Origin of the sequence: Exiguobacterium sp. s127 (assembly GCF_018618695.1) — a bacterium.
Lineage (GTDB): Bacteria > Bacillota > Bacilli > Exiguobacteriales > Exiguobacteriaceae > Exiguobacterium_A > Exiguobacterium_A oxidotolerans.
This window is the reverse complement of sequence record NZ_JACSMO010000006.1, coordinates 88,761-112,841: the sequence shown is the minus strand read 5'-3', so window position 1 is coordinate 112,841 and position 24,081 is coordinate 88,761. Positions and strand designations below refer to the sequence as shown.

The 24,081-nt window shown below is 47.2% G+C and carries 23 protein-coding genes and 1 pseudogene; 20 read left to right on the top strand and 4 right to left on the bottom strand.

Annotation, left to right across the window (positions count from 1 at the left end):
- Nucleotides 1-64 precede the first annotated feature (64 nt).
- The 8 genes and pseudogenes from KNP98_RS09845 to KNP98_RS09810 all read left to right on the top strand — a co-directional run bounded on the left by KNP98_RS09845 (nucleotide 65) and on the right by KNP98_RS09810 (nucleotide 10,026).
- Nucleotides 65-553, top strand: coding sequence for a MarR family winged helix-turn-helix transcriptional regulator (locus KNP98_RS09845; RefSeq protein ID WP_214805559.1), 489 nt, complete (start codon nucleotides 65-67; stop codon nucleotides 551-553).
- Nucleotides 546-2,270 (top strand): ABC transporter ATP-binding protein, encoded by a 1,725-nt coding sequence (locus tag KNP98_RS09840; RefSeq protein ID WP_214811314.1) that lies wholly within the window; start codon nucleotides 546-548, stop codon nucleotides 2,268-2,270. Before KNP98_RS09845 ends, KNP98_RS09840 begins: the two co-directional genes overlap by 8 nt.
- Nucleotides 2,267-4,135 (top strand): ABC transporter ATP-binding protein, encoded by a 1,869-nt coding sequence (locus KNP98_RS09835; protein ID WP_214811311.1) that lies wholly within the window; start codon nucleotides 2,267-2,269, stop codon nucleotides 4,133-4,135. Before KNP98_RS09840 ends, KNP98_RS09835 begins: the two co-directional genes overlap by 4 nt.
- 148 nt (nucleotides 4,136-4,283) lie before the next feature.
- Nucleotides 4,284-4,583 carry a rhodanese-like domain-containing protein gene (locus KNP98_RS09830; protein WP_088836170.1) on the top strand — a complete coding sequence of 100 codons (300 nt, stop codon included), beginning with the start codon at nucleotides 4,284-4,286 and terminating at the stop codon, nucleotides 4,581-4,583.
- Nucleotides 4,584-4,629: 46 nt separating this feature from the next.
- Nucleotides 4,630-6,048, top strand: coding sequence for an MBL fold metallo-hydrolase (locus KNP98_RS09825; RefSeq protein WP_214811308.1), 1,419 nt, complete (start codon nucleotides 4,630-4,632; stop codon nucleotides 6,046-6,048).
- Nucleotides 6,049-6,221: 173 nt separating this feature from the next.
- A complete protein-coding gene (locus KNP98_RS09820) occupies nucleotides 6,222-8,027 on the top strand; it encodes a mechanosensitive ion channel (protein WP_214811305.1) in 1,806 nt (601 codons plus the stop codon).
- Between the two features lie 39 nt (nucleotides 8,028-8,066).
- Nucleotides 8,067-9,133, top strand: a pseudogene (locus KNP98_RS09815) (amino acid permease); the annotation flags it as partial.
- A gap of 110 nt (nucleotides 9,134-9,243) precedes the next feature.
- Nucleotides 9,244-10,026 carry a GNAT family N-acetyltransferase gene (locus tag KNP98_RS09810; protein WP_214811302.1) on the top strand — a complete coding sequence of 261 codons (783 nt, stop codon included), beginning with the start codon at nucleotides 9,244-9,246 and terminating at the stop codon, nucleotides 10,024-10,026.
- A 182-nt stretch (nucleotides 10,027-10,208) separates the two neighbouring features.
- Here KNP98_RS09810 and KNP98_RS09805 read toward each other — a convergent pair whose 3' ends face one another.
- Nucleotides 10,209-10,661: an NUDIX hydrolase gene (locus KNP98_RS09805; RefSeq protein ID WP_353048589.1), complete on the bottom strand. Its 453-nt coding sequence runs from the start codon at nucleotides 10,659-10,661 to the stop codon at nucleotides 10,209-10,211.
- Complete coding sequence (locus KNP98_RS09800; protein WP_214811296.1) at nucleotides 10,658-11,740, bottom strand: nitric oxide synthase oxygenase; 1,083 nt, start codon at nucleotides 11,738-11,740, stop codon at nucleotides 10,658-10,660. The genes KNP98_RS09805 and KNP98_RS09800 overlap by 4 nt, the downstream gene beginning before the upstream one ends.
- Before the next feature lie 184 nt (nucleotides 11,741-11,924).
- Here KNP98_RS09800 and KNP98_RS09795 point away from each other — a divergent pair, with 184 nt between their 5' ends.
- On the top strand, nucleotides 11,925-12,782 hold the full coding sequence (locus KNP98_RS09795) for a YihY/virulence factor BrkB family protein (protein WP_088836176.1): 858 nt from the start codon (nucleotides 11,925-11,927) through the stop codon (nucleotides 12,780-12,782).
- Nucleotides 12,783-12,860: 78 nt separating this feature from the next.
- Here KNP98_RS09795 and KNP98_RS09790 read toward each other — a convergent pair whose 3' ends face one another.
- Nucleotides 12,861-13,715, bottom strand: coding sequence for a sulfite exporter TauE/SafE family protein (locus KNP98_RS09790; protein ID WP_214770412.1), 855 nt, complete (start codon nucleotides 13,713-13,715; stop codon nucleotides 12,861-12,863).
- A 119-nt stretch (nucleotides 13,716-13,834) separates the two neighbouring features.
- Here KNP98_RS09790 and KNP98_RS09785 point away from each other — a divergent pair, with 119 nt between their 5' ends.
- The 9 genes from KNP98_RS09785 to KNP98_RS09745 all read left to right on the top strand — a co-directional run bounded on the left by KNP98_RS09785 (nucleotide 13,835) and on the right by KNP98_RS09745 (nucleotide 19,196).
- Nucleotides 13,835-14,692, top strand: a complete 858-nt coding sequence (locus tag KNP98_RS09785; RefSeq protein WP_214808726.1) for a LysR family transcriptional regulator — start codon at nucleotides 13,835-13,837, stop codon at nucleotides 14,690-14,692.
- Between the two features lie 105 nt (nucleotides 14,693-14,797).
- Complete coding sequence (locus KNP98_RS09780; protein WP_029332497.1) at nucleotides 14,798-15,061, top strand: metal-sensitive transcriptional regulator; 264 nt, start codon at nucleotides 14,798-14,800, stop codon at nucleotides 15,059-15,061.
- A 57-nt stretch (nucleotides 15,062-15,118) separates the two neighbouring features.
- Nucleotides 15,119-15,598, top strand: a complete 480-nt coding sequence (locus tag KNP98_RS09775; protein WP_088836179.1) for a DsrE/DsrF/DrsH-like family protein — start codon at nucleotides 15,119-15,121, stop codon at nucleotides 15,596-15,598.
- A 78-nt stretch (nucleotides 15,599-15,676) separates the two neighbouring features.
- Nucleotides 15,677-15,982 carry a rhodanese-like domain-containing protein gene (locus KNP98_RS09770; RefSeq protein ID WP_214770531.1) on the top strand — a complete coding sequence of 102 codons (306 nt, stop codon included), beginning with the start codon at nucleotides 15,677-15,679 and terminating at the stop codon, nucleotides 15,980-15,982.
- A 26-nt stretch (nucleotides 15,983-16,008) separates the two neighbouring features.
- On the top strand, nucleotides 16,009-16,305 hold the full coding sequence (locus KNP98_RS09765; RefSeq protein WP_088836180.1) for a rhodanese-like domain-containing protein: 297 nt from the start codon (nucleotides 16,009-16,011) through the stop codon (nucleotides 16,303-16,305).
- Between the two features lie 48 nt (nucleotides 16,306-16,353).
- Nucleotides 16,354-16,920: a sulfurtransferase TusA family protein gene (locus tag KNP98_RS09760; protein ID WP_088836181.1), complete on the top strand. Its 567-nt coding sequence runs from the start codon at nucleotides 16,354-16,356 to the stop codon at nucleotides 16,918-16,920.
- A gap of 31 nt (nucleotides 16,921-16,951) precedes the next feature.
- Nucleotides 16,952-18,088: an MBL fold metallo-hydrolase gene (locus tag KNP98_RS09755; protein WP_214767259.1), complete on the top strand. Its 1,137-nt coding sequence runs from the start codon at nucleotides 16,952-16,954 to the stop codon at nucleotides 18,086-18,088.
- 50 nt (nucleotides 18,089-18,138) lie between these two features.
- A complete protein-coding gene (locus tag KNP98_RS09750; RefSeq protein ID WP_029332503.1) occupies nucleotides 18,139-18,366 on the top strand; it encodes a sulfurtransferase TusA family protein in 228 nt (75 codons plus the stop codon).
- A gap of 53 nt (nucleotides 18,367-18,419) precedes the next feature.
- Nucleotides 18,420-19,196 carry a sulfite exporter TauE/SafE family protein gene (locus KNP98_RS09745; RefSeq protein ID WP_029332504.1) on the top strand — a complete coding sequence of 259 codons (777 nt, stop codon included), beginning with the start codon at nucleotides 18,420-18,422 and terminating at the stop codon, nucleotides 19,194-19,196.
- A 55-nt stretch (nucleotides 19,197-19,251) separates the two neighbouring features.
- Here the strand turns inward: KNP98_RS09745 and KNP98_RS09740 are convergent, their stop codons facing one another.
- Nucleotides 19,252-19,635: a DUF302 domain-containing protein gene (locus tag KNP98_RS09740; RefSeq protein WP_088836183.1), complete on the bottom strand. Its 384-nt coding sequence runs from the start codon at nucleotides 19,633-19,635 to the stop codon at nucleotides 19,252-19,254.
- A 184-nt stretch (nucleotides 19,636-19,819) separates the two neighbouring features.
- On the opposite strand from KNP98_RS09740, the gene msrB reads away from it, so the two are divergent.
- Both msrB and KNP98_RS09730 read left to right on the top strand, forming a co-directional pair.
- On the top strand, nucleotides 19,820-20,920 hold the full coding sequence (gene msrB, locus KNP98_RS09735) for a peptide-methionine (R)-S-oxide reductase MsrB (RefSeq protein WP_214770416.1): 1,101 nt from the start codon (nucleotides 19,820-19,822) through the stop codon (nucleotides 20,918-20,920).
- 195 nt (nucleotides 20,921-21,115) lie between these two features.
- The gene (locus KNP98_RS09730; RefSeq protein WP_214803513.1) at nucleotides 21,116-23,992 is read left to right on the top strand and encodes a S8 family peptidase; all 2,877 of its coding nucleotides are present in this window, start codon (nucleotides 21,116-21,118) and stop codon (nucleotides 23,990-23,992) included.
- Nucleotides 23,993-24,081 lie beyond the last annotated feature (89 nt).

The window sequence follows — 24,081 nt, the reverse complement described above, 5'->3', positions numbered from 1 at the left end:
TTTAGTTTACATAGATAATCATTCCAAATGGAACGATTCGAAATTGAACAAAGGAGTTGAATCCATGGAAACAGAACAGCAGGAAAATTTACGATCGGCAACGATGATGAGATCGTTTTGGAACATCCAGCGTCACTTGATGCGTTTTGCCCATCAGACGGCACAGGAAAATGGACTCAGTATGCCGCAATTTCATAGTTTAATGACGATTGCACCGCGCGGACCGATTACCCAAAAAGATTTGGCAGCACAGACCCACTTACCGAAAAGTACGCTCAGTCAATCGATCGAAGGACTGGTGCAGTCCGGCTGGATTATCCGCGAGACGAACGAACAAAATCGGCGCGAAGTGATTTTGTCGCTTAGTGAACAAGGAGAACGTTTCGTTCAAGAGATGAAACAACAAGAAACCGGGATGCAACAACGCCTCGAGAAAATTTTGGAAACGATTGATCCGGAAGCCTTCGAGCAGATGCTTGCGACTCATGACATCATTGCCCGTGGCATGAAAGAGATTCTCCCGCCAGGAAACGGAGGTTGTACACGTGATTAAGTTACTCAAAAATCTAAAAGTCTATAAATGGGCGGTCCTCGCCGTATTGGTCCTCGTCTTCGCCCAGTCGATGTCCGATTTGTATTTACCGACTTTGATGGCAGACATCATCGATAAAGGCGTTGTCGTCGGGGATACAGGCTACATTTGGAAAATTGGTGCGGTCATGCTGGGCATCACGGCACTCGGTGCGACAGCTGCAATTGCCGCAAGTTATTATTCATCAAAAGCGGCGATGGGGCTTGGGCGCGACATTCGCCGGAAAGTCTTTAACCACGTCGAACGTTTTTCACTGCAAGAGTTCGACCAAGTCGGAACAGCGTCGCTGATCACACGGACGACAAACGACATCACACAAGTCCAACAAGTCGTCATCATGATGTTACGGATGGTCGTCAGTGCACCAATCATGTTCATTGGTGGTCTGATCATGGCGGTCTCAAAGGATGCCAAACTGTCGCTCGTCATCGTCGCCGCGATGCCCGTCCTCGTTGTCTCGATTTTGTTGATTTTATGGAAAGGGGTGCCGCTATTCGGACAGGTCCAAAAACGACTCGACCGGTTAAATCTCGTCTTACGTGAGAATTTGACAGGCATCCGTGTCATTCGTGCCTTCAACCGGGAGAAAGAAGAAAAAGTCCGTTTGACGCAAGCCAATGCGGATCTGACGGACGTCTCGATTAAGGTCAATAAGATCATGGCATTTTTGATGCCGACAATGATGCTCGTGATGAACTTGACGGTCGTCGGCGTCATTTGGTTCGGAGGGATTCGGATTGATAACGGTGGCATGCAAATCGGTGACTTGATGGCGTTCATCCAATACGTCATGCAAATCATGTTCGCCCTCGTCATGGCATCCGTCATGTTCGTCATGATTCCCCGTGCTGCGGTCTCGGCGAAACGGATCAATGAAGTTCTTGAGATGACACCGACGATGGTTGATGAAGGAACTGCTTCAGCGGACCGTGAGCCGGGCACACTCGTCTTCGATCACGTGACGTTCAGCTATCCGGGTGCGGAAGCGCCGGTGCTGTCGGATATCAGCTTCAAAGCACGTCCTGGTGAAATCACCGCTGTCATCGGCGGAACCGGTGCCGGGAAATCGACGCTCGTCAATTTGATTCCCCGTTTTTACGACGTAACGAGTGGCAACATCCAAGTCAACGGCGTCGACAGTCGTGACGTCCCGCAAGAGGAATTACGTTCGAAAATCGGCTTCGTGCCACAAAAAGCCCTATTGTTCACGGGATCGATTGCGGACAACATCCGTTTCGGGAAACAGGATGCATCATTAGAAGAAATCGAACATGCAGCGCGTGTCGCCCAAGCGACCGACTTCATCGAACGGATGCCGGACCGGTACGATTCCGTGATTGAACAAGGCGGATCAAACGTTTCCGGTGGCCAAAAACAACGGCTTTCGATTGCCCGGGCGCTCGTCCGGAAACCCGACCTTTATGTGTTCGATGACAGCTTCTCCGCCCTCGACTTCAAGACGGACGCAACACTCCGAAAAGCATTAAAAGAAGAAACGCGTCAAGCGACCGTTCTGATTGTCGCCCAACGTGTCAGTACGGTCATGGATGCGGATCAAATCATCGTTCTTGAAGAAGGGCGCGTCGCAGGAATCGGCACGCACGACGAACTGTACGCAACAAACGATGTCTATCAAGAAATCGTCAAATCCCAACTGTCAGAGGAGGAAATCGCATGAGTCAGACAACGAAACGACCTGCCGGCGGACCTCCGGGTGGACCGGGTGGCGGTCCCGGCGGTGGAAACATGATGATGATGGGGGAGAAACCGAAAGACTTCAAAGCGACGTTCCGTCGGTTACTCGCCTATTTAAAACCACGGCGGACGGCACTGATTGCTGTGTTTGTCGCCGCGATTCTCAGTACGGTCTTTATGATCGCCGGACCAAAAATCATGGGGACAGCGATTACGGAACTGTTCGAAGGGGCGTATGCGAAGTTCCAAGGGGTCCCCGGTGCTGCCATCGACTTTACGAAGATTGGCCAGATTTTGCTGCTTCTCGCTGGGCTTTACGTCATCAGTAGTATATTTAGTTACATTCAGCAATACATCATGTCGAGCGTCGCCCAAAAAACGGTGTATGACTTACGGGAGGACGTCAATCAGAAACTTGAGCGGTTGCCGCTGAAGTATTATGACGGACGACCGAACGGGGAAACGCTCAGCCGGGTGACGAACGATATCGATACGATCGGGAGTACGCTCCAACAAAGTGTCACATCGTTCATTACGTCAATCGTCACGATCGTCGGGATCTTAATCATGATGCTGACGATCAGTCCGCTCTTGACGCTGATTTCACTCGTGACGTTACCGTTATCGATTTTTGCGATCCGTCCGATCTTAAAACGGTCGCAAAAGTATTTTGCCGATCAACAACGGACGCTTGGTCAGCTGAATGGCCACGTCGAAGAGATGTATACGGGACATCCGGTCGTCAAGGCGTTCGGTCACGAACGGAAAGCCGTCGCAGAGTTTGACGACGTCAATGAACAGCTTTATGATGCCGGACGAAAAGCACAGTTCATTTCCGGCATCATCATGCCGATGATGATGTTCATCGGGAACATCAGTTATGTCTTGATCAGTGTCGTCGGCGGGATTTTAGTGACGCAACGCAGTATCTCGATCGGGGACATTCAAGCCTTCATCACGTATACCCGACAATTCACACAACCGATCACGCAGACGGCGAACATCGCAAATATCGTCCAGTCGACGGTCGCAGCAGCAGAACGTGTTTTTGAATTGTTAGATGAAGAAGAGGAAATCAAAGAAGTGACAACGCATCATCTCGCGCGTGCGAAAGGTGCCGTCGCGTTTGAACACGTTGACTTCGGTTACGGAAAAGACCTCTTGATTGAAGACATGAACATCGATGTCCGGCCGGGACAAACCGTCGCGATCGTCGGTCCGACCGGTGCTGGGAAAACGACCTTAATCAACCTGTTGATGCGTTTCTATGAATTAAACGGTGGTGCGATCCGGATTGACGGAATCGATACCCGTGACATCTCCCGGGAAGACCTACGGACGACCTTCGGGATGGTCTTACAGGATACGTGGCTCTTTAACGGGACGATCCGCGATAATCTCGCGTACGGGAAAGTCGGAGCATCGGAAGAAGACATCATCGATGCGGCGAAAGCAGCCCATGCCGATCACTTCATCCGGACGTTACCGGACGGGTATGAGACGGTCTTGAACGAAGAGGCCTCGAACATCTCACAAGGGCAAAAACAATTGTTGACGATTGCCCGTGCGGTTCTCGCCGATCCACCGATCATGATTTTGGATGAAGCGACGTCGAGCGTCGATACGCGGACGGAAATCTTCATCCAGCAGGCGATGCAACGCTTGATGGACGGACGGACGAGTTTCGTCATCGCCCACCGCCTGTCGACGATTAAAGATGCGGACTTAATCCTCGTCATGGATCAAGGGCGTGTCATTGAACAAGGAACGCATGAAGCGTTGCTAAAAGCAGATGGTTTCTATGCGGACCTCTACAACAGCCAGTTTTCCGAAAAAGAAGTCGTATGACAGGATCGTAAGAAATGAAGCAGTTCCTCGAGGAGAGGGGCTGCTTTTTTTGTCGGAATAATCCTTTCCCTTGATTTTTAATACCGCAGGGGGTATATTATGAGCAGAAATCATTTTGCCGAACGGGCAACAAAAGGAGAGAAACTTCATGAAAAACATGTCGACGACTGAACTTGAACAAACACTTCAAACGGATGCATCAATCCAGTTGATTGATGTCCGCGAAACGGATGAATACGCAGGCGGTCATATCGAACAGGCTAAAAATGTTCCATTATCTGAATTGACGGAACGCACGGCTGAACTGGATGCCTCTCAACCGCTCCACGTCATTTGCTTATCGGGTGGACGGAGTATGAATGCTTCGATGTATTTGGAACAAGCAGGCTTCGACGTCACGAACGTCGACGGCGGAATGATGAGCTGGGAAGGAAACGTCACACGCTAAGCAACGATCAATCGGGTACGACCATTCAACTAAAGGAGGAATCGTTATGTTATTACGCTATTTCTATGATGAAAAATTAGCACAAGCTTCATATATGGTAGGGTGCCAGAAGACGGGGGAAGCGATCGTCATCGATCCGGCACGAAACATCGAACCGTATCTCAAAGAAGCGGAAAAAGAAGGGCTTCGAATTTCGGCGACGGCGGAAACACACATTCATGCCGATTTCGTCTCTGGGACACGCGAATTCGCGAAGCGTCTCGGAACGACAGCTTATCTATCAAACGAAGGCGATGCTTCTTGGAAGTATGGTTTTGCTTCAGAGATTGATGCCCGTCTCGTCAAAGACGGGGAGACGTTCAAAGTCGGGAATGTGACGCTTGAAGTCATGCATACACCAGGTCATACGCCGGAACACATCTCGTTTGTCTTATACGATCGTGATCAGACAGTTCCGATGGGGATTTTCACAGGTGACTTCGTTTTCGTCGGCGATATCGGACGTCCGGATTTACTGGAAGAAGCAGCCGGTATTCAAGGAACGACAGCCCTCGGTGCGAAGCAAATGTTCCAGTCCTTGAAACGCTTCAAACAACTGCCTGACTTCACACAAGTCTGGCCGGGACACGGTGCAGGAAGCGCGTGCGGGAAAGCCCTCGGTGCTGTTCCGACATCGACGGTCGGCTACGAAAAAGTGACGAACTGGGCACTCCGGATGGAGGATGAAGCGGCATTTGTTAAAGAATTAACAACGGATCAACCAGAACCACCGAACTACTTTGCGATGATGAAAAAAGTCAACAAAGAAGGCATTGTCGTGACGACAGAAGTTGATCGTCCACGCCTTGCTGAAGCGAACACGGTGGAAGAACTCGTCAAGACGATGCAAGTCGTCGATACACGAGACGGAAAAACATTTGGTGCCGGACATGTACCGGGGACAATCAACATTCCCTACAATTCGAAATTCGTCGCCTGGGCAGGCTGGTTAGTCGATTTCAATCAGGATATCGCCATTCTCGCAGCAACGGATCAACTGGAAACGATTCAAACGGATTTACAATCGATCGGACTGGATCGTTTCGTGACATTGATTGATGTCGAAGAACTGACAGCGAGTCAGTTAACAGAAAGTTATCCGGACTGGACAGCAGACAAAGCCATCGCGGCAGCTGAAGCCGGTGACGTCTACGTCCTTGACGTCCGAAATAAAACAGAGTGGGAGGAGAGCCATTATGAACAGGCTCACCGGATTTTACTCGGAAAACTTGCGTCACGTCATGAAGAGCTTCCGAGTGACCAACCGATCGCCGTCCACTGTGCATCAGGTGTCCGGTCACGGATGGCAGTCAGCGTCCTGCAATCACTCGGTGTGAAGAATGTCATTAACATCGATGGCGGGTATGCAGCGATTGAAGACGTCTTACACGATCAGACCGTCGCCGGAAAGGCAACGTCACGTTAATCAAATAAACAATGTCGAAACGGATGATTCTCGCGAGGGTCATCCGTTTTTTAGTGTTTCTTGAATTGTCTGTCAATTTGACTGAAAGCGTGTTTACTTCATTCACAACAGGGGGAAATGATAGATGTAAAGGTATGCCGATAATCCATTTTTTAAAAAAGGAGTGTGACAGGATGAACAATATGTGGAACGATACTTCGCTGAACCTGAACGGAATGTTCGGTGTTCTTGGTAACATATTAGGTGCACTACTTGTGTTCCTAATTGGTTGGCTGATCGCAAAATTAATTGCGAACGGCATTCAAAAGGCACTAGAAAAGTCAGGTGTCGTCAAGAAGTTGATGCCAGAAAAGTCAGCTGAAGCGACAACGAAGAAAAAGAAATGGACACCAGAAAAAGTCGTTGGAACAGTTATTTTTTGGGTCTTAATGGTTTTTGTACTAATTTTAGTGTTCAACATTCTTAATCTTGGCATCATTGCAGCACCACTCGCAGACACAATGAGCACGCTGCTTGCGGCAATTCCGAACATCTTAAAAGCTGCACTCGTTCTACTGTTCGCCTATATTATTGCCGTCGTCTTACGGATGGTCATCGTCAAAGGTGGAACAAAGTTGATGGCGAACGAAAAGGTTCGTTCAAACAAGATGTTACAAGGACAAGCCGATCTATCGAACTATCCGAAAATTGCCGGGGATATCGTCTTCTACTTGGTTTTATTGATTTTCCTACCAGGTGTACTTGATGCCCTCAACATTGACAGTGTTTCGGAACCGTTCAGTCAACTGTTATCCTCGTTCTTAAGCTTCATCCCACGACTAATCGCAGCAGCAGCTATTTTGCTAGTTGGGTTCTTGGTCGCAAAAATTGTCCGCGATATCGTGACGAACTTCCTTCATGCGATTGGGACGGATAAATTTGCTTCCCGTTTTAACATCGGGACAGACAATCAAAAAGATTCAAAATCGGTCTCGTCAATTCTCGGGACAGTCGTCTTCATCTTGATTTTGATTCCGATCACGATTTCAGCACTTGATCAACTGAACATCGAAGGAATCAGTGCACCAGCAATCAACATGCTAAACGATGTCCTCGGAATGATTCCGAACATTGTAATCGGCGTCGTCTTGATTCTCGTCGGTGTCTATGTTGGACGATTCGTAAAAAAATTCGTCACCGACCTTCTCGTCCGACTCGGTTTTAACAATTTGACACGTCACTTGAAAATTGGAAACTGGGATGCTAACAATACGTCGATGTCACCTTCTTCACTCGTCGGTGCTCTCGTTGAGATTATCATCGTCGTCCTGTTCGTCGTCGAAGCCTTTAACCTGATTGGTCTGAACTTCATGGTCGATCTTGGACGAGCTGTCCTTGCCTTCCTTCCGAGTGTCTTGACGGCGATTGTCATTCTCGCAATCGGGATTATCGTCAGTAACTTGGTCAAACGCGCGATGGATAGTTTGTTCGGCAGTTCTGATCTTAAAGTCCTATCGAATGTTGCACGTTATGCGATTTTAGCCCTCGCGATCTTCATGGCACTCGATCAACTTGGGGTCGCAGCGACGATCGTCAACTCGGCCTTCATCTTGATTCTCGGAGCAGCCGCCCTTGCCTTCGGCCTCGCCTTTGGTTTAGGTGGTCGCGATAATGCTTCGCGCTACCTTGATCGTCTCGAGAAGAAAGCAGAAGAGACAGAGCTTGATACGTCGAGTCTTGCTTCGGACCGAACTCCATCAGCTCCTAAGCCAAGCCTGAAAGAAGCGGCTAAAGGTGCAGCTTCGAAAGCAGCAAATGATGTCACGCCAGACCGTGCCCCACGTGCTTCCCGTTCGACGGAATCGACTGATGAGAAACCGACGCACGGTAAGCCAAAAGGTGCGCTTCCTGAAAATGATTTGGCACAACAGGATGATTATCCGATTGACCCAGATGGAAATCGTGGACCAAATCTTGATCATCCAAACGATCGTCCGTAAGTAACGTGTAACTCCTTCGCTAGTATGCGAAGGAGTTTTTTACTCGGAATCGGTGCCATCATTGGTACAGGTATTTTCGTTTTAATAGGAACAGGCGCCTTATACGCAGGTCCAGCATTACCGGTCTCATTCATTATTTCAGCCATCGTTTGTGCGTTAGCCGCCCTCTGTTATGCCGAATTTTCCTCGATGATTCCTGTCTCGGGTAGTGTATATACATACACCTACGCTACGATTGGCGAACTCGTTGCCTGGATCATCAGGTGGTGTTTAATTTTAGGATACGGTCTGGCTTCGAGTGCCGTCGCGACAGGGTGGTCAGGTTACTTCCAGTCGTTGTTATCGGAATTCGGCATTGAACTTCCGACGGCGCTCCGTGCTGCACCGGGCGCCGTACCTGGCAGTGAAACGTTCTTTAACTTACCGGCATTCTTAATTTTGATGGTCATTACGTTCTTGTTGTCACTTGGAATCAAGGAAACAAAACGCGTCAATAACGTGATGGTACTCGTTAAAGTCGCCGTCGTCATCTTGTTCATCGTCGTCTCTGCAATTATGGTCGGAATCGTCCCGTTCAAACAATTTGAAGGTGTCGATAGTCCGGTTTCGCTTGCGTTAAAAGTCGCAGGTCAAAACTGGGTTGCCGGATTGGAGCCATCGTCGGGATGACGACAGTTATTCTTGTCATGACATTTGGTCTCGTCCGTCTGTTGTTTGCGATGAGTCGTGATGGATTATTACCGAAAGTTTTCTCGGACGTCAATGAAAAATCGCATACACCGGTCAAGGCGACTTGGATTCTCGGTACCGCTTCTGGTTTGATTGCTGGATTCGTCCCGCTCGGTACGTTGGCGGAATTGATTAACATCGGGACACTCGCTGCGTTCGCGTTAATCGCCGTCATCATCTTGCGTCGGACGCGTCCGGACTTAAAACGGGCGTTCAAAGTCCCGTTCGTCCCGGTTCTCCCGATTTTATCGGTCCTCGCGTGTATCATGTTAATGTTGAATCTCCAAACCTTTACGTGGATTGCGTTCTTCATCTGGACGGCGATTGGTTTGCTTGTCTACTTCGGTTACGGAAGAAGCCGTTCGAAATTAAATTAAGTACATGATCACTCTCGATTTCATCGGGGGTGATTTTTTTGTTGGAAACAAGTGCAGGAAACATCTTGTAAAAAGTCGAACGATTGAAGAGAGAAGAGGAGGGACTACATATGATTCATATTAAAAGAAATCCTGATTTAGAATCTGCCTACAACGCGATGCAAGAAGGGTTCAGTGATTACATGATTCCGCTCGGTTTGTCACTTGAAGTGTTTCAGGAACGGATTTTGACGCGAGATGCCAATCAATTGGAACACTCGTTTGTCGCCTTTCATGGAGAACGACCTGTCGGGTTATGGCTGAACGGCCTCAAGAAAATTAAAAAAGAGCAAGTCATGCGGTGTGGCGGGCTTGGCGTAGATCCGCAGTATCGCCGTCTCGGCATCGCAAAAGCATTATACGAGGCTCAACTAAGTTATGCGAAAGAGCTGGAAGTCGATCGACTCATGCTTGAAGTCATCCAAGGTAATACACCTGCAATTGATTTGTATCACCAGCTTGGCTACCGCCAAGACCATGAACTCGGTTATTTTCAGCGCGATGAACCGAACCAGGTGAATCCACTCGTTGAGATTGATGAAGTGGCATTTGAACGGAGATACGCCCAACAAGGCGAATACATTTGGCAACAAGATCCGGGCGTGATGAAATATAGAAAGGCCACCTATTATGAACTGGATGGAGCATTCATCGCTGCTTCAAACGACTCGATTTTTGCCATCTTGACAGAAGAATCGGAGGTCGCACGCATCGCAACGGAAGCGACCCGACGTTTGAGCGGAATGACGTATCAATTGCAGTCGACGAATCCACTCGTCTGGGAAACATTGCGTGCAGAAGGATGGGTACAGCGTGATTTAAAGCAATTCGTCATGAGTAAAGCCATTCGTTAACGAAAAAAATAGCCATCGTTCGTAAGTAGCAAGCACTACTATAGAACGAATGGCTATTTGTCATGTCCATAAGCTGATCATGACGAGGATGGCGAAAATTACGAATAAGATTCCAGTGCCACCCAGCATGATAAGCATAATTTTGTTCATCATTGGAAAATGCCTCGTCTCTAAGAATGAATTTATGAAGAAATACTTGCTATATAATCTTGAATCATCAGAAGATGCGAACCGACGATGTTATCCGGTAAGTCCGTCAGGGACACATACGTCAATGCAACACTTTCATCACTGACACGGAGTGTACCGGAAGTATCGGACGCAACGTAGGCGAGGGTGACACTTTGAAAGACATCCCCGTTCGCGAGTGTCGTGACATAATTTTTACCGGAGTAGACACCGAGCAGCTTGAGCGTCTTTGCGACGAGTCCGGTTTCTTCGAATAATTCGCGTCGGGCCGTCTCTTCCGTCGATTCTTCCCATTCCATGAGACCACCCGGAAGACCGAAACGCGCTTGTTCTTCATTTCGTTGTTCGAGTAAAATCTGACCTTCCTTAATGACGAGGACGACGGCACCGACTAAAATCAGTGGAGTGGGTCCGACTAAATCACGGATGGATTTGACGTAATTCACCGCGGCACCTCCTGGTGGAACGGACATTCCGTGGCTTGCGTCTGTTTCGGGAAAAAGTTCGGTCGCTGTAACGCATTGTCATAATCTTTATGGAAGACATGTGTCGCTGCTCCGCTTATCGGTGGAACGAGCCACGACCATTCCCCAGTGACGTCGCGACCGCAAGCGGCTTCATTTTTTTCGAACCGGGCGAATTGTTTGGCCGCCGTATGATGATCGACAATCGTCACTCCGGACCGCTCGAAGGATTCGAGGACGGCGACATTGAGTTCGACGAGGGCCCGGTCTTTCCATAAGGCGCGCTCACGGGACGTGTTCAGACCAAGTTGTTCAGCGACAAGCGGTAAGAGATTATAACGGTCCGCGTCAGCAAGGTTACGGGCTCCAATTTCAGTTCCCATATACCAGCCATTGAACGGAGCACATGGGTACGAAATGCCGCCGATTTCAAGACGCATATCGGAAATCATCGGGACGGCGTACCACTTGATGTCGCGTCCTGCGAACAAATCATAGTCGGGATGGATGATTGTAACTTCAAGAATCAGTTCTTGTGGAATCTCATGGAGTGTTACTTGACCATCGAGTTCAACCAACAGCGGTAAAATATCAAAGGCGGTCCCGTGTCCCGTCCACCCAAGTGCCTGACATTGTTTCGTGAAAGCGGTGGATGCGGGATCACCAAGTACGCCGTCGGCCGTTTCGTAGCCGGCGTAACGAATCAGTTGATGATTGAGGACGCGGACACGTTGCGGATGGAAAATCGTGATTGTCGAACGGATCCGTCCCTCATTGGTGGCGTGGCGAATGTGGTGGAACAACGCGTCTCGAATCGCTTCGATCGTTGTCGCCGCACGGGCATCGATGACGTGCAGTTGATCCCAAAAGAGCCGTCCGATGCACCGGTTGCTGTTACGCCAAGCAAGTTTCGCTCCGAACGTCAATTCGTCCGTTGTTTGTGTATAGTTTCCCGTTCGTAAAATTTCTTCGCGCACGTCGTTCAAACGATTTTGTGTATGTGGTGTCTCTTCTATATAAGTCGTCAAGAAGCGTTCTGCTTCGTCTAGTAAATGTTGCACGGCGTTTGAGTCCTTTCTTCATCCAAAGCGACAGAGTTTCTTATTCTAGTGTACAAGGTGAATGGAGGAAGCGCCAACTCATAGCAATTGCCTGTTTTTCGATACGTTCAAAAGACGTTCACAGATTAAGTGGGAGCGGGAAGGGGGATAGATAAGAGAATCAATCGAAAGTGAGGAACATGGCATGTCTTTAGTCAAACCGGTTTTTATTCGCTTTTTTGGCGAAGCTTTTTTCGATAAGTCGGCACAGCTGGCCTATTATTTGATGTTGTCCTTATTTCCATTCTTATTATTCGTTGTCGGATTAGTATCTTTTTTACCATTCACTTCCGGTGAAGTCCTTGATTTGATTCGTCCTTTCGCACCAGCGGAAACCTATGATTTAATTCGCCGAAATGTCGTAGGGATTTTTGACGAAGGGGGATTGAAACTTGCTTCGATTAGCTTCGTCGCAGCCTTTTGGCTCGCCTCGATGTCTGTCCAGTCGCTCGTCCGGTCCCTCAATGATGCCCTCGAGGTGACAAGGAAAGTGCCGTTTTGGCGGGGCTTATTACAAGACTTCGGATTTACGATTGGGATGATGTTCATCTTGCCGTTTTCGCTACTTGTTCCGGTCGCCGAGAAATTGGCCCGACGCTTCATCAATCATTTTGCACTCATCGCGGATGTTGCAGCAGACTATTCGTCCATTTGGTTTGTATTCCGCTGGGGGCTCGGTTCCTTGTTTCTATTTGTGTTCTTTGTATTGTTGTATCGCATTTTACCGAGTGTCCGTTTGACGATTCGTCAAGTACTCCCGGGGGCATTATTTACGACGATTGCCTGGCAGGTCGTATCGGAAGTCTTCTCATACTATGCGGAGTTTGGGAGTTACAATCGTCTCTACGGTCAGCTCGCAGGAATCATCGTCTTGATGACCTGGTTTTATTTATCCTCCGTTGTTTTGATGCTCGGTGGATTGATGAACGCAGAACGGATGCGGCAGAAAAAAGAGGCGAAGATCATGAAGCCTGAAAAAATCAAAAAAGAAACTGTCCGCTGAGGGCAGTTTCTTTAGTTTGCACGTAAAGGGTTATGAAGATTGTTTTCGCTGTGGACGCGATTCAAAAAGACTCATGTCCTAGGAATGTCTACTTCTTACTTTTTGATAGAAAAATAGAAGCAATAGCCCAATCGTAAAGATGCCGAGCAAGATGAGCGATCCTGTTTCCTGCTCTAAGACTTTCAAGACGACACTGACGGCGACGACGGCGTAAAAGATGCCAAGACTCTTTCGGACGAAACGATCTTCGAACAGATGAAGCAAGGAAGCACCAATCGGAGAGCCGATAAACGCACCGACGATTAAAGCAATGCCGAGATAAAGCGGAGCTTCGGTACCGGAAGCAAGATAACTGGTGACACCGCCGAGGACGATCAGTGTCGCCGAGGCGATGCTCGTGCCGATGGCTTGTTTGAGTGGGAAACGGACCCATCCCATCAAGAGTGGCGTAAGCAGGAAGCCACCACTGACCCCCATGAGGGAGGAGAGAATCCCGGCAGCAAATCCGATGACGATCAATTTATAAAGATTCGCTTGTGTGATATGTCCTTCGACTGGTTTTCGTTTCGATGGTTTTAAGAACTGAATCGCAAACCACGTCAACAAGACGATGTAGAGGGCAGAAATCATCGCATCGGCTCCGGTCCGTTGTTCGAGCCAAAAGACGACCGGTGTGATGACGGCAGAACCGACGATCCCGGATAATCCGACGGCTAACGCATCACGGACATTAAAATTTTTCAGACGCATATGGGATACCGTCCCGGTCACGGTCGAACCGAGTGTCAATAACAGACTGAGGACGATCGCGGTACTGGGTGGATAACCGAGGATTAATAAGAGAGGAGTTAAAATAATCCCTCCGCCGATTCCGAAAAAGCCGGATAAGATACCAATTGTTGACCCTAAAAGTATAAACAGGATGAATTCCATGCAGTAAACCCTTCTTTCTTTTGTTCTTAATCTATCTTTACTGTACAGCGTGATGATTGATTACGAAAATAGATTATACTGATCTAAATGATTATAAAGGTTAATGAGGAGGGAAAAGAATGCGTCTCCACGAACTAAGAACGTTTATTTCATTAGTCGAAACGAAACACTTTACGAAGACAGCAGAACAACTCTATATTTCACAACCAACGGTCAGTCTGCATTTAAAACGGTTAGAAACGCATTTTGGACAAGCGTTGATTCACCGGCATTCCTTTAATAAGACGATTGAAATATCAGAAGCCGGACAATTGGTTTATCGCCACGCGAAAGAAATCCTGCATCAAGTGGAGCGACTCGATCAAGAGATGGATGAACTCGAGGGGCTTGTCCGCGGTCATTTGAAGATTGCTGCGACACATACGATTTATGAAACGATGCTCGAAAAAATGATCCATCGTTTTGTAAATCTGTATCCGGAAGTCGTGATTGATGCGAAATTGATGAATCAGGAACAAGTCGAACAAGCTGTGCTTCATTACGAAATTGATTTAGGTCTAGTCGAAGGAGTTGTCGAAGCACCACAAATTGAGGTAACGCCGTTTACATTCGATCGCCTCCGGGTGATTGGTCGACGAGAACTTGACCTCAGTGAGGCGACATTCATTTACCGTGAGGAGGGGTCTGCCGGGCGAGCAGCACTCGAATCCTGGTTAGCGACGAATGATATCGTTCCGCAACGTATCATTACGGTCCATTCGAATCGTCTCGTCAAACAGTTGATTGAAAATGGAACGGGTATTTCGATGATTTCCGAGCGGTTGGCGGGAGAGATGCTCGATTCAGCAAACTACCGGCTTCACAACGAAGATCCGGTTCACAAGCGGACTTTTCAATTCGTGACGTTAAAGGGACAACCGACGCGGCTTTCCGAGAAGTGGATGGCGATGGTAGTGGAAGAATTCAAACAGAATTAAAAAAAGAAAACTTTTCCGTTGACTTATACCCCCATAGGTATTAAAGTATGAAATGTACCAACGAGGTATGACGAACGTCACACGAAAAAGGAGAGTGGTCTTCAAATGGAAAAATTATATGAAGATCGAATCATTCATCGAATGAACCGGATTGAGGGACAACTACATGGCATCGTCCGTATGATGAAAGAGGATGCTTCTTGTAAGGATGTCGTCACACAGCTCAGTGCGACACGTAGCGCGATTGATCGTGTCATCGGACTGGTTGTGAGTGAAAACCTCATCGGTTGTGTCAAAAATGATGAGACAGAAGAAAATCATGAACAGGCTGTTGCAGAAGCCGTTCAATTGCTTTTAAAAAGCCGGTAAAATTTTTTAGAATAATTTATACCCCTATGGGTAAAAGTAGACGGAGGAATTAGTTAAATGTCAGATGTTAAAAAAACAACGATTGTATTGTTCAGTGGAGATTACGATAAGGTGATGGCAGCATATATCATCGCAAATGGAGCAGCAGCGTATGATCACGAAGTCACGATTTTCCATACGTTCTGGGGATTAAACGCGATGCGTAAAGATGAACCGATCCAACCGGATAAAACGTTCCTCGAAAAAATGTTTGGTAAATTCATGCCACGCGGTGCAGATAAAATGCCACTTTCGAAAATGAACTTCGGTGGTGCCGGTCAAAAAATGATCAAAAACGTCATGAAAAAACACAACGCAATGCCACTTCCGGATTTGATTGAACTTGCAAAAGAACAAGACGTGAAGCTTGTCGCTTGTACGATGACAATGGACTTGCTTGGTCTGAAACAAGAAGAATTGCATGATGGGATTGAATACGCAGGTGTTGCAGCATACCTCGCAGACGCAGAAAACGGAAACGTCAATCTCTTCATCTAACTTAGAGAATGGAGGCATCACAAAGTGGATATCTTAACCGTTGTTTTTCTACTGATCGTCGCGTTTCTTGCTTACCGCATGTTTGTACCGACGAAAGGTGTCGCGAAAATCTCAACAACTGAACTAAAAAGTAAATTAAATGAGCGTAATCGGTTTTACTTGGACGTCCGGACACCGGGCGAATTTAAAGGAAACCACATTAAAGGGTTCAAAAACATTCCGCTCCAAACGTTACCGGCACAACTCGACAAAATTCCGAAAGACAAGGAAGTTATCGTGATCTGTCAAAGCGGGATGCGAAGTAAACAGGCTGTCAAGCAACTCAAAAAAGCAGGTTATCCGAACGTAACGGAAGTATCAGGCGGCATGAATGCGTGGCGCTGAACGTAAACTAAAGGAGGATGAAGTAAATGAAACGACTAACCGCTAAAGAAGTACAGGAAAAGCTTGAAAACGGGGAACACTTAAACATCATCGACGTACGTGAAGTCGACGAAGTGAAAGAAGGCAAGATTCCTGGAGCGAATCATATTCCGCTTGGTCTCGTTGAATTTAAAATGAATGAACTCGATAAGAAAAAAGAGTACGTCATGGTTTGTCGTTCTGGTGCACGCAGCGGTCGCGCGACAACATATCTCGAAGGACAAGGCTACAATGTCATCAACATGGATGGCGGCATGATGTCCTACGAAGGAAAAACAGAGTAAAAATTTTAATCTTAAATATACCCCTAGAGGTAAAAGGAGCGAATACTTTTGCAGACAATTAAAACAGACGTTGTACTTGACGCACGTGGACTCGCTTGTCCGATGCCGATCGTCCGTACGAAAAAATCAATCAAGACACTCGAACCGGGTCAAGTCATCGAAGTGCAGGCAACCGATAAAGGGTCAACCGCTGATTTACGTGCTTGGGCGAACAGTACCGGCAATCAGTACCTTGGAACGATTGAAGAAGGGGACGTGTTACGTCATTACGTCCGGAAGTCTTCCGGAAACGATCAGGAAGCTCCTGCTTTCACACAAGTAGTGAATAACGAGACACTTGAAGCAGTGCGCTCAAACGACGACGTGCTCGTTCTCGATGTACGTGAAACAGCAGAATATGCCTTTTCACATATCCCGAACGCGATCAACATTCCGCTCGGTGAGCTCGACACACGCAGTGATGAACTCGATAAAACCAAAACGATTTACGTCGTTTGCCGGACAGGCAGCCGGAGTGATCTCGCATCACAACAACTGGATGCAAAAGGATTCACGGTTCAAAATGTCGTACCGGGCATGAGCCAGTGGACGTTTGATACGGCAACGACTGTTTAATTACTAAACCGCTTAGGAGGAACAACAACAGATGGCACATGCAATGACGACTCAAGAAGTCACACAAAAAGTTATTAACCGTCAACCATTCTTTATCTTAGACGTCCGGAACGAAGATGCATTCGCGGACTGGAAAATTGAAGGTGAAAACTTCAATTATTTGAACGTTCCATACTTTGATTTACTCGATGGTGTCGAAGACATTCTCGATCAACTGCCGACGGATCAAGACGTTCTCGTCGTCTGTGCAAAAGAAGGTTCTTCTATCTTCGTCGCTGATTTGTTAGAGGAAGCAGGACGGACTGTTTCTTATTTAGCAGGTGGCATGAAGGCATGGAGCGAGCACCTCGAACCGATTTCACTCGGAACATTGAATGAGACGGGTCAAGATCGTGGTGAAGTCGTTCAGTTCGTCCGAATCGGAAAAGGATGTTTGTCTTACATGATCATCTCGGAGGGCGAAGCGGTCCTCGTAGATGCAACACGGATGACAGATGTCTATCTTGATTATGCAGCAGCACGTCATGTCAAAATCACACATGTGTTTGATACACACTTACATGCCGATCATATTTCAGGTGGTCGTGAAATTGCTGAAAAAACGGGTGCGACCTATTGGTTACCACCAAAAGATGCGACAGATGTGACATTCGAATATGCGGCACTTGAAGATGGCAGCCATGTGCAAGTGGGGGATACACAAATCGACGTCCTTGCCCTTTATTCCCCGGGACATACGATTGGTTCGACATCATTCGTCGTCGATAACCGGTATCTCTTAACGGGTGATATCCTGTTCATCGATTCGATTGGTCGCCCTGACCTCGCAGGTCTTGCGGACGACTGGGTCGGTGACTTACGAAACTCGCTTTACAAGACGTACCGTGAACTTTCGAACGACTTGATCGTGCTTCCGGCACACTTCATGTTGATTGAAGAGTTGAACGCAGATGGCAGTGTCGCGGAGAAACTGAATGTTCTCCTTGCGAACAATCACGGTTTGAACATCGAAGACGAAAGTGTCTTCCGTAAGATGGTGACAGAGAACTTGCCGCCGCAACCAAATGCGTATCAAGAAATCCGCGAAACGAACATGGGTAAGAAGACACCAGATCTCGAAACACAACGTGAGATGGAAGTCGGTCCGAACCGGTGTGCCGTTCGTTAATCAGCTCGAAAACTAAACTAAAGCAAGCAACTATTAGGAGGAATTCATCAATGAAATCAGAACTCGTACTCGACGCAAAAGGACTTGCATGTCCAATGCCGATCGTCAAAACAAAAAAAGCAATCGCAGGACTTGAATCAGGACAAATTTTAGAAGTACATGCAACGGATAAAGGTGCTAAAAATGATTTACAAGCTTGGGCAAACTCAGGCGGTCATGAGCTCGTTAAACACGAAGAAGAAGCGAGTGTATTGAAATTCTGGATTCAAAAAGGGTAATTCAAGTTTAAGGGGGCTGCTGACAGTCCCCTTTTTTTAAAGGAGTGATCCACATGGAAATCGGTTTTATTATTACCATCTTCTTAATCGGTTTCGTCGGTTCGTACATCTCCGGGATGTTAGGAATTGGCGGATCGATCATCAAGTATCCGATGTTACTTTATATTCCACCGTTGCTCGGATTTGCGGCGTTCTCTGCTCATGAGGTCGCAGGAATCAGTGCCATTCAAGTATTTTTTGCGACGATTGGCGGCGTCTGGGCGTATCGTAAAGGTGGTTACCTGAACAAATCGTTAATCATCAACATGGGTGGAGCGATTTTGATTGGGAGCTTCATCGGCGCATATGGCTCGAACGTCTTAGCGGAAGATACAATCAATCTCGTCTACGGCATATTAGCGTTAACAGCTGCTGTCATGATGTTCGTTCCGAAAAAAGGGCTCGATGACATTCCGCTCGATCAAGTGAAGTTCAATAAAGGTATCGCAGCAAGTGCTGCCTTCATCGTCGGGATTGGTGCTGGAATCGTCGGTGCTGCCGGAGCTTTCTTACTTGTTCCAATCATGCTTGTCATCTTAAAAATTCCAACACGGATGACGATCGCTTCGTCCCTCGCGATTACGTTCATTTCTTCGATTGGCGCGACCGTCGGTAAAATCACGACGGGGCAAGTCGATTGGGGTCCTGCAGCGATCATGGTTGTTGCCAGTCTGATTGCGGCGCCACTCGGAGCAATCGCCGGGAAAAAGATGAATACTAAAATCCTACAAGTGACCCTTGCTGTCTTGATTCTCGCGACAGCAATCAAGATTTGGCTTGATATTTTATAAACAGACAAAAAACGAGTCGGTATCGTCAAAAGACGAAACCGGCTCGTTTTTTTGCTTACTTGCTTGCGTCGATGACGTGAAGCAATTGATCTTCGACTTCTTTTGCGACCTGTTTTAATTGTTCATCTTCAACGAGCGCAATCAGTGCTGTCGGACGTGGCATGCCGATTTTCGTTTGTCCATTCTCCGTAAAGACAGCCAGTTTACAAGGTAGGAAGTAACCCGCACGTCGTTCAGCTGACAGGACGCGGTGTGCTTCTTTCGGGTTACAGACTTCGAGAATATGATACTCGCCTTCAAAGTCGAGTCCCTTTTCATCTAATTTTCCTGCTAAATCGAATTCCCAAAGGACACCAAATGAAACTTTTTGGAGCTCCTCTTTCAAACGTGTGATGGTTTTTTCTGTTGAGTGTTCAGTCGTAACTGTATAATCAAACATCGATACCCCTCCTGGTGTTTAGTCTTAAAGCTATTCCCTACTTTTTCATTAAATAATCATTCAGCATCAGATGTGCAATTTTGAGGCACGGTCAACGACAAACTATGTGAAATCAAGGTACATTAGAAAAAAGACATCTAACCATTCACCCGGAACGTATGCTTTAAAAAGGAGGCGAAGGGAGATGAAGAAGCGAATGTTGACGATTCTATCCGTCGTTGCATTACTTGCCATCATGATTGGCGGGTATTTTGTTTTCCAGCAGCAACAGGCGAAGTCGAGCGGAAGTAAAGAACTGACCTATGCGAAAGAGGAGACGGCGATTTTAGCAGGGGGCTGTTTTTGGTGTATGGAACCGCCATTTGAGGAATTGAAGGGCGTGAAGTCCGTCATCTCGGGTTATACCGGCGGTGACGTTGAAAACCCGACCTACAATCAAGTGTCTGCTGAGACGACCGGTCACCGGGAAGCCGTTTTGATTACGTTTGACCCGACTGTCATTTCGTACAAACAGTTACTCGATGTCTACTGGCGCCAAATCGATCCAACCGATCCGAACGGTCAATTCGTCGATCAAGGCGAGTCGTATACGACAGCGATTTTTTATACAAACGATGACCAAAAGCAAATCGCTGAACAGTCAAAACAAGACCTGGCAGACCGCGGCATCTTTGACGACAAAATCGTCACACCTTTGATTGAGTCCGGTCCTTTTTATGAGGCGGAGGCATATCATCAGGACTACTACTTGAAGAGCGAGAAAAAGTATAAGTTTTACCGTGCCGCTTCCGGGCGAGATGAGTTCATCGACCGCTACTGGACCGATCAACCGAAACTCGATTTACCGAAGTATGACAAGTTAACGGATGCTCAAAAGAAAGCAAAATTGACCGATATTCAGTATAAAGTTACGCAAGAAGACGGGACCGAACCTGCCTTTGACAATCCCTATCACGACTTAAAAGCGGACGGGATTTACGTCGATCTGATTTCTGGTGAACCGCTCTTCTCATCAAAAGATAAGTACGACTCGAAAACAGGATGGCCCAGTTTCAGTCAACCACTCGAGCCTGGGAATATCATTGAAAAAAGTGATTTTGCCCTCGGGATGAAGCGGATGGAAGTCCGGAGTCGTCATGGCAACGCCCATCTCGGTCACGTCTTTAACGATGGTCCTGAGCCGACCGGTCTTCGGTACTGCATGAACTCGGCAGCTCTACAGTTCATTGCGAAGGAAGATTTAGAAAAAGAGGGGTACGGTCAGTATCTGTCTGAATTTAAATAACATATGCGCCCCATCCTTTCGTTCGAAAGGGTGGGGTTTCTTCTGAAAAAAAGCAGGGGGACCAAGTCGTTCGGTCAAGTGAATATTTTTCCTTTCGAAATTGTAAGGTAATATAACGAAAAAATTATCATATTTATCCAAATATTGTTTATACTTGAGAAAAGCACGATTTATTTTTCTTAAGGAGGAACAGTGGTGAAGAAGTTGACGATTTGGCTCATGTTGAGCTGCCTCATTCTGACACTTGGAGTGGGACCTTTCGCTATGAAAACGATAGCGGCAGACGAAATAGGACAGGCAATCGGATTAAAAGCAGGACAAGAAACGGTCCTCGAAACGGGGACGAACGACAAAAATACATATTGGTATAAAGTCGAACAGCAAGCAGGAATCGAAAAAACAGCATCGCACTTCGAATTATCAATTGATACGGATCAATCGATCGAAGTGACCGCCTATCCGAGTGAAGAAATGGCAGCGAAAGATGAAACATTCGATCGTTACCGGAGCTACGCTGAACCTAATGAAAAAGAAGCCATGAAACTGGCGGTTCCCTACGCTTGGGATGGCCCGTATTATATAAAAGTCGATTACTATCCGAATATCGAGGAAGGCAAAACGACGAAAGCGGCACACGTTAAACTGACATACAATGATGTCAAACTGGCAGTCGAGTACGAACCAATCAGTGATATTAGCTGTGCAGCGGAAGAAGCGTTGAAGCAAAAGACTGAAGAAAAGCCGATGCTTGCGTTGATGCACGCGATTCAAAAACAAGTGTTGAGTCAATCGGAGCAAGGACGTAGCTTAACGTCGCTGTATTACAAAGCGTCACCCTACGTCGTCAAAGCGATTTTATTTAATAAAGATAAGCGAACACAAGCAGCAGAAGACTTGAAGACGTTGAAACCAGCGATGACGGCGCTCGTCAATGGAACGACGTATACATTATCAAAAGCCGATCAGCAGGCAGTCAATCGTCTGTTTGAATTAACACGTGACGCGTCACCAGAAATCATCGCGAATGAAATCAATCAGTATGCGAAAAAAATGGAAATTTCAACGCTCGGTGGAAGCACGCTGAGTGAAACATTCCGTTCACTCGGAATGACGATTCAATCAGAAGAAAAAACACGGTTCATCGTTAAATTAAAACCGGGTCAGATGAATCGGTCGATGAAGATCGCTGGAACTCCAGCGACAGATGTTGAGCGTTTATCGCTTGGTAAAGCGGGCGACTTCGTCATTGTCACGGAAGATCCGACAGTCAAAAGTCAAACCGCGACGGCATTGAAACAGTCACTCAGCCGGTCTTCTGCCGTCGAGTATGTCGAGAAAATTCAGACGTACCGCGCAACAGGGGACATCAACTATGACTACCAGTGGGCGTTAAATAAAAATGCGATCGTCGAACAGTTACCGGATGTCGGTATCGGTTTTGAACAATTCGTCGCCAGTCCAATCAGCAAAACACTGACTCCGGTGACGATTGCTGTCATCGATACAGGAGTCGATTACCGCCTGAAAGATTTACAAGGAAAAGTCGACATCGCGAACGAAAAAAACTATGTCGATGTCAATGGAAAAGGAGATGCCCTTGACGACAATGGTCACGGGACACACGTCTCAGGCGTCATCGCGGCAGCACTCGAAAATGAATACGGCATTCGCGGAATTCACCAATCTGCTAAAATCCTCCCGATTAAAGTATTGAATGCGAATGGGGAAGGCGAAACAGATGCCATCGCACTCGGAATTAAATATGCTGTCGATCACGGAGCAAAAGTCATCAACATGAGCCTCGGTGGCGGCGAGAGTCGAACGATGGCTTACATGATGAAGTACGCAGCGGACAACGGCGTCACAGTCGTCGCGGCGTCAGGGAATGAATATGACAGTTACATCGGGTTCCCGGCGAACTCGGAGTATGCCATTTCAGTTGGAGCAACGAATCCACTCGGGATGGTCGCTGACTATTCGAACTACGGTTTCGGGCTTGACGTCGTAGCACCAGGATCAAAAATCGCAAGTCTCGTCCCGGACGGTAACACCGTCTACATGGATGGAACGAGTATGGCAACACCACACGTTGCGGCAGTCGCCGGCATCTTGGCGTCACTCGACGGGACACTGAAACCAAAAGAAATCGAAAACATCTTACGAACAAGTGCAGAACCACTCGCCTTCGAAAATCCGAATGATTGGTACGAGGATGATGAAGAGGACATGGAAGACGAGTATCCGCCTGGTAAAGCGCCAGAAAAACTTCCGGCCTACGTCAGTCCGGTATCCGGTTACGGGAAAATCAATATTTTGCGTGCCATCTCACAATTGCATTTACAAGGAAAAGTCAAACCGGTCTATGACAATCAACTCGTTGTCAGCGGGACTGTTAAGACGGGCACAAAAGTAGAAGTCTGGTCAACAAAACGTTTAGCTTCGACGGTAGCAAAAGCTGGTACGTTCTCCGTTCAAATTCCACGCCAAGCAAAAGAAACAGTCTTGACGATTCGTTATGTGAATGGAACGGATGTTACATCTGAGCGGACGGAAGTATTGCCTGGGAAAGCACCTGCTGCACCGAAAGTGAATCCTGTACTCGCAGGCGCGACGAAAGTGACAGGAACAGCCAGTGCAAGTGGAAAAATCGTCATGAAGGACGCTAAGAATAAGACGATTGCCACAAGCATGGTGGATGCGAAAGGTAAGTTCAGCGTCAAAGTACCAAAACAAACAGCTGGAGCACGCCTCAGCGTGACAGTGCTTGATATCGCAAAACGTTCAAGTAAACCAACTGTCGTAACGGTTTTGGCACCACCTGCGGCACCAAAAGTCAAAGCCATCACTAGTAGTCAGACGAAACTGTCTGGGACAGGTGAGAAAAAAACACGCGTCTACGTACAAAATGCGAAAAAGAAAGTCATCGCTAAAGGAACCGTCACGTCAAAAGGAACGTTCTCTGTAAAAATCGCGAAACAAAAAGCAGGAACGAAACTTTCCGTTTATCTTGTCAACGCGCATAAACAGACAAGTGTAAAGACGTCGATCACGGTCAAAAAAGCGAAAAAATAATCTGTTGAACAGACCTTCTCCAGTCATCTGGAGAAGGTTTTTTTGTAGTCGATTATTTTTAAGGTATTTTTCGGTAGATTATGCTATTT

Bases quoted from the DNA above. Each gene is read 5' to 3' on its own strand.
- KNP98_RS09775 (WP_088836179.1), top strand. From the start codon at position 15,119: ATGTCAGATGTTAAAAAAACAACGATTGTATTGTTCAGTGGAGATTAC.
- KNP98_RS09835 (WP_214811311.1), top strand. From the start codon at position 2,267: ATGAGTCAGACAACGAAACGACCTGCCGGCGGACCTCCGGGTGGACCG.
- KNP98_RS09765 (WP_088836180.1), top strand. From the start codon at position 16,009: ATGAAACGACTAACCGCTAAAGAAGTACAGGAAAAGCTTGAAAACGGG.
- KNP98_RS09795 (WP_088836176.1), top strand. From the start codon at position 11,925: ATGTCTTTAGTCAAACCGGTTTTTATTCGCTTTTTTGGCGAAGCTTTT.
- KNP98_RS09845 (WP_214805559.1), top strand. From the start codon at position 65: ATGGAAACAGAACAGCAGGAAAATTTACGATCGGCAACGATGATGAGA.
- KNP98_RS09770 (WP_214770531.1), top strand. From the start codon at position 15,677: ATGTTTGTACCGACGAAAGGTGTCGCGAAAATCTCAACAACTGAACTA.
- KNP98_RS09740 (WP_088836183.1), bottom strand. From the start codon at position 19,635: ATGTTTGATTATACAGTTACGACTGAACACTCAACAGAAAAAACCATC.
- KNP98_RS09830 (WP_088836170.1), top strand. From the start codon at position 4,284: ATGAAAAACATGTCGACGACTGAACTTGAACAAACACTTCAAACGGAT.
- KNP98_RS09825 (WP_214811308.1), top strand. From the start codon at position 4,630: ATGTTATTACGCTATTTCTATGATGAAAAATTAGCACAAGCTTCATAT.
- KNP98_RS09810 (WP_214811302.1), top strand. From the start codon at position 9,244: ATGATTCATATTAAAAGAAATCCTGATTTAGAATCTGCCTACAACGCG.
- KNP98_RS09790 (WP_214770412.1), bottom strand. From the start codon at position 13,715: ATGGAATTCATCCTGTTTATACTTTTAGGGTCAACAATTGGTATCTTA.
- msrB (WP_214770416.1), top strand. From the start codon at position 19,820: ATGAAGAAGCGAATGTTGACGATTCTATCCGTCGTTGCATTACTTGCC.
- KNP98_RS09745 (WP_029332504.1), top strand. From the start codon at position 18,420: ATGGAAATCGGTTTTATTATTACCATCTTCTTAATCGGTTTCGTCGGT.
- KNP98_RS09750 (WP_029332503.1), top strand. From the start codon at position 18,139: ATGAAATCAGAACTCGTACTCGACGCAAAAGGACTTGCATGTCCAATG.
- KNP98_RS09785 (WP_214808726.1), top strand. From the start codon at position 13,835: ATGCGTCTCCACGAACTAAGAACGTTTATTTCATTAGTCGAAACGAAA.
- KNP98_RS09820 (WP_214811305.1), top strand. From the start codon at position 6,222: ATGAACAATATGTGGAACGATACTTCGCTGAACCTGAACGGAATGTTC.
- KNP98_RS09780 (WP_029332497.1), top strand. From the start codon at position 14,798: ATGGAAAAATTATATGAAGATCGAATCATTCATCGAATGAACCGGATT.
- KNP98_RS09755 (WP_214767259.1), top strand. From the start codon at position 16,952: ATGGCACATGCAATGACGACTCAAGAAGTCACACAAAAAGTTATTAAC.